Source organism: Streptomyces sp. ICN903 (assembly GCF_022015835.1).
GTDB classification, from domain to species: Bacteria; Actinomycetota; Actinomycetes; order Streptomycetales; family Streptomycetaceae; genus Streptomyces; species Streptomyces fenghuangensis.
This window is the reverse complement of sequence record NZ_JAKMAY010000401.1, coordinates 1-4,315: the sequence shown is the minus strand read 5'-3', so window position 1 is coordinate 4,315 and position 4,315 is coordinate 1. Positions and strand designations below refer to the sequence as shown.

6 protein-coding genes are annotated in these 4,315 nt (G+C 72.4%); 5 read left to right on the top strand and 1 reads right to left on the bottom strand.

Annotation, left to right across the window (positions count from 1 at the left end; genetic code table 11):
- The 5 genes from L7D48_RS26615 to L7D48_RS26600 form a co-directional block, all read left to right on the top strand.
- Positions 1–874 (top strand): hypothetical protein (locus tag L7D48_RS26615; protein WP_237883297.1); only part of this gene is annotated, 874 nt, incomplete at its 5' end.
- 281 nt (positions 875–1,155) lie between these two features.
- The gene (locus tag L7D48_RS26610; protein ID WP_237883295.1) at positions 1,156–1,842 is read left to right on the top strand and encodes a DUF2993 domain-containing protein; all 687 of its coding nucleotides are present in this window, start codon (positions 1,156–1,158) and stop codon (positions 1,840–1,842) included.
- Between the two features lie 238 nt (positions 1,843–2,080).
- A complete protein-coding gene (locus L7D48_RS29620) occupies positions 2,081–2,164 on the top strand; it encodes a putative leader peptide (protein ID WP_369126573.1) in 84 nt (27 codons plus the stop codon).
- A gap of 168 nt (positions 2,165–2,332) precedes the next feature.
- A complete protein-coding gene (locus L7D48_RS26605; protein WP_237883293.1) occupies positions 2,333–3,178 on the top strand; it encodes a sulfurtransferase in 846 nt (281 codons plus the stop codon).
- A 55-nt stretch (positions 3,179–3,233) separates the two neighbouring features.
- Positions 3,234–3,521 carry a DUF1416 domain-containing protein gene (locus tag L7D48_RS26600; protein WP_093658758.1) on the top strand — a complete coding sequence of 96 codons (288 nt, stop codon included), beginning with the start codon at positions 3,234–3,236 and terminating at the stop codon, positions 3,519–3,521.
- A gap of 156 nt (positions 3,522–3,677) precedes the next feature.
- On the opposite strand, the gene L7D48_RS26595 is transcribed toward L7D48_RS26600, so the two are convergent.
- A complete protein-coding gene (locus tag L7D48_RS26595) occupies positions 3,678–4,040 on the bottom strand; it encodes a DsrE family protein (protein ID WP_237883299.1) in 363 nt (120 codons plus the stop codon).
- Positions 4,041–4,315: the final 275 nt, after the last annotated feature.

The following is a 4,315-nucleotide window of genomic DNA, read 5'->3' as shown; positions in this document are numbered from 1 at the left end:
CCCCGGCCCCGGGCCCCTGCCGCCGGAGCGGGGCGGCACGGCCGGTGCACCCGGCGCGGCTCCCGCCGCCACCGCCGCGCCCACCGCCGCGGCTCCCGCCACCGCTCCCGCCGCCACGGCCGGCTCCGCCGCCGGCGCCCCGCGGCGCACCGGCAGCCCGATCATCGCGCCGGGCCTGACGCCCGCCGCCCTCACCGCCCTCCTGGCCGTGCTGCTCGCGGCCACCGCCCAGCTCTCCCGCCCGGTGTCGGTCGTCGCCGTGGTGCTGCTCCAGGCGGTCACGGCCGCGGGCTGGTTCCGGCTCAACGGCATGTGGCCCGCGCGGCAGGGCATCGCCCTGGCGTTCCTGGCGGGTGTCACCGCGGACATCGCCCTGCTGGCGCTCGGCGTGGAGCACGCCTCGGCCGTCGTCATCGGCACGCTCGGGGCGTGGGTCCTGCTCGTCCTCGTCCTCCAGTTGCGCAACCACTCCTCGCCCGACGAGCGCCTGTACGCCCTGACGGCCGGGGTCACCTCCACCGCCCTCGCGGTGCTCGCCACCGGTCATCTGGCCGCCGAGCCCGACGCGGTGACGACCGGCGCGCTCGCCGTGGCGGCCGCCGCGCTCGTCCGGGCGCTGCCGCTGCCGCAGGTGGTCTCCGTGGTCGTCTCACTGTCGGCCGCGGCGGGCGCGGGTGCCGCCGCCGGGCAGTTCACCTCCCTGGGCGGTTCCGGCGCGGTGCTGGGGGTGGCGGCCGGGGTGTGCGGGTTGATCGGGCTGCGGGTGGCGAGCTACGACTTCCCCTCCCGCTTCGTCCACATGACGGCCGGTGTGGCACTGCCGCTGACCGCCGCCGTGCCGGCGGTCTACCTGCTCGGCAGGGCGCTCGCGTAGGGGTGCGGGGCGGGCGGCGGGCGCCGCACGGAGCCGGGGGCAGCGGGCCCGGCCGCCGCATGGGGCCGGTGGTACAGACCTGTCACAGGACACCACGGGTTAGGCTCGCCGGAACCCGATCGGCTTCTGTCGGCGTCGATCAAATCGATCAGCCCGATCCGTTCGGCCCGATCCGTTCGGCCCGATCCGTTCGGCCCGTTCCGCTCAGTCCGATCAGCGCGACCAGTCCGACCGATCCGACCGATCCGACCGCACCCGGCCACCCTGGGGGGACCACCACGATGCGCGCACTCAAAGCCCTGCTGGGACTTCTCGTCCTCTTCGGCGGCCTGTTCGTCGGCGCCGACCGGCTGGCGGTGAACTTCGCCGAGGACAAGGTCGCCGAGAAGGTCCAGAGTTCCAGGGGGCTGGACGAGCGGCCCGCCGTGGAGATCAACGGCTTCCCCTTCCTGACCCAGGTCGTGGGCAAGGAACTGGAGTCGGTGGACGCCACGATGAACGGGCTGACGGTCCAGGTCGGCGGGCGCGACGTGGACGTGACCGAGGTGGACGTGCACCTCGGCGACGTGCGGCTGGAGAACAACTTCTCCTCCGCCGTCGCCGACCGGGCCACCGGCAGCGCGCGGATCAGCTACCAGGACCTGACCGAGGCGGGCGCGAAGGGCGCCTCCCTCGCCTACGCCGGCGCGGAGCGGGCCGCGAAGAACCAGGTGAGACTGGACGTGAACCTCACCCTCGTGGAGCTCACCCTGCACAGCTCGCTGAAGGTGGAGAACGGCGACACCGTCGCGCTGCACGCCGAGGACCTGCCCGACCTGCCCGTGGCCGAGGACGTGGTGCGGGCGCAGATAGACCGCAAGCTGAAGATCACCGGCCTTCCCGGGGGGCTGAAGCTGGAGAGGGCGGAGGTGGACGAGAAGGGCGTCGTGCTGCACCTGAGCGGCTCGAACGTGGATCTGGCCGACTGACGCCGGGCCGGACCGCAGCCCGCCCCTCGCCCTCCTCCCGCCGCGCCGCTCGCGCACCGCTCGACCGTCCACTCTCCGAGACGCGCGAGTCCGCTCCTCAGAAACCCTCTCCCGGGCATCCGCGCATCCGTTCGGGAGGGCTCCCCTCCTCCTTCTCCGTCTCGCATTCCGGGCGTTCACTTCTCACCATGTGGAACTACGGTGACACGCCCGCCCCTCCGTACCTACGATCGCCCTCATGAAGCGACAGGCGGATCTCACGAAGCGACGGGCAGTCGATCTTTGCCGTGTCGCCGCCATGCTCTGTCGCGCCGTCGTCTGACGGCCGGCTCTCGGTGCCCTTCGCAGCCCGGACCGCAGCCGCACACCACCCCCGCTGTCCCCGCCACCGCGGCGTACAGCCCCGTGCGTGCCCGCCGGCGCCCGGCGCCGCCGCACGCACGTCCACCGCACCGCACACCCCGCAGTACCTGCCCTCCGGAGGAGAGACATGAGCCGCAGTGACGTCCTGGTCGACGCCGACTGGGTCGAGGCCCACATCGACGACCCCAAGGTGGTCATCGTCGAGGTGGACGAGGACACCTCGGCCTACGACAAGAACCACATCAGGAACGCCGTCCGGATCGACTGGAGGACCGACCTGCAGGACCCGGTCCGCCGCGACTTCGTCGACCAGGCCGGCTTCGAGAAGCTGCTGTCCGAGAAGGGCATCTCCAACGACGACACCGTCGTCCTCTACGGCGGCAACAACAACTGGTTCGCGTCCTACGCCTACTGGTACTTCAAGCTCTACGGCCACCAGGACGTCAAGCTCCTCGACGGCGGCCGCAAGAAGTGGGAGCTGGACGCCCGCGAGCTGGTCTCCGAGGTGCCCACCCGCGCGAAGACCGAGTACAAGGCCAAGGAGCAGGACAAGTCGATCCGCGCCTTCCGCGACGACGTCGTCGAGGCCATCGGCAAGCTGAACCTGGTGGACGTCCGCTCCCCCGACGAGTTCAGCGGCAAGCTGCTCGCCCCCGCCCACCTGCCGCAGGAGCAGTCGCAGCGCCCGGGCCACGTCCCGACCGCCAGCAACATCCCGTGGTCGAAGTCGGCCAACGACGACGGCACCTTCAAGTCCGACGAGGAGCTGAAGGAGCTGTACCAGGAGGCGGGTGTGGACCTGTCCAAGGACACCATCGCCTACTGCCGCATCGGTGAGCGCTCCGCCCACACCTGGTTCGTCCTGCACGAGCTGCTGGGCCAGGAGAACGTCAAGAACTACGACGGCTCGTGGACCGAGTACGGCTCGCTGGTCGGCGTGCCGATCGAGCTCGGTGACGGCAAGAGCGCCTGAGCCTCCTCCCCCTCCACACTCAACTCCTCGTTCCGGAAAAGGAAGAGCACCCGACATGTGCGGAGCACAGGCAGGCGGCCCCGACGCCTCCTCCATCAAGCCCGGTGAGACGACGATCCAGGGCCAGGTGACCCGCGGCGGCGAGCCCGTCACCGGGTACGTCCGGCTGCTGGACAGCACCGGCGAGTTCACGGCCGAGGTCCCCACCTCCGCCACCGGCCAGTTCCGCTTCTACGCCGCCGAGGGCACCTGGACCGTGCGCGCCCTGGTCCCGGGCGGCAGCGCGGACCGCACCGTCGTCGCCCAGCAGGGCGGCCTGGTGGAGGTCCCCATCGCGGTGTGACCGTGACCGCGTGACGGCCGCGGGACGGCCGCCGACGGCCGTATGACGTACGGAGGCCGTGCCCCGGGGTTGGACACCTTGCGGGGGCACGGCCTCCGTCCTGTCCGGGCGCGGGCGTCCGGCGCGCGCCCGGCGGGACAGGTGCCGGACGGGCGCTCAGTAGACGAGGGCCTGCACGCCCTCGCCCGTGATCTCGCTGACGAACACCTGGGCCCCGGCGATGCGGACGCCCTCGATCACGTCCTTCTCCTCGATCCCGCGCCGCGCCGCGCACTGGGTGCACAGGGTGAGCCGCCCGCCCGCCAGGACGCCGTCCAGCAGATCGGGCAGCGGCGCGGAGTGCGGCAGTTCGAACTCCGCCGCCCGGCCCGGCAGCGCGAACCACGCCGACTCCCCGGTCAGCCAGAGCGACACCTCCACCCCACTGGCCACGGCCACCGCCGCCACCGTGAAGGCCTGCGAGCACCGCTCGGGCGCGTCCGCCCCGGCCGTCACCTTGATCACGAGCTTCTTCGACACAGCTGCCATGCGGCCCACGGTAGCCCGTGGCGCGTACCGCAATCCGATCGTGACCGGCTCGGACACAACCTTCTCCCCCGCGCTTTTGTCAGCGAACTGACAAACGTGTGAGGAGATTTCATGTCCACGCCCCCGCCGACACCGGCGGAACCTCCCGAGCCCGCAGCCGAGCCCGAGCCGGCATCCGCACCCGCGCCCGTGTCCGCTCCCGAGCCGGTGCCCGCGCCCGCTCCCGAGCCGGTGCCCGCGCCCGCGCAGGCCCTCCCGGCCGGTCC

Bases quoted from the DNA above. Each gene is read 5' to 3' on its own strand.
- L7D48_RS26610 (WP_237883295.1), top strand. From the start codon at position 1,156: ATGCGCGCACTCAAAGCCCTGCTGGGACTTCTCGTCCTCTTCGGCGGC.
- L7D48_RS29620 (WP_369126573.1), top strand. From the start codon at position 2,081: ATGAAGCGACAGGCGGATCTCACGAAGCGACGGGCAGTCGATCTTTGC.
- L7D48_RS26605 (WP_237883293.1), top strand. From the start codon at position 2,333: ATGAGCCGCAGTGACGTCCTGGTCGACGCCGACTGGGTCGAGGCCCAC.
- L7D48_RS26600 (WP_093658758.1), top strand. From the start codon at position 3,234: ATGTGCGGAGCACAGGCAGGCGGCCCCGACGCCTCCTCCATCAAGCCC.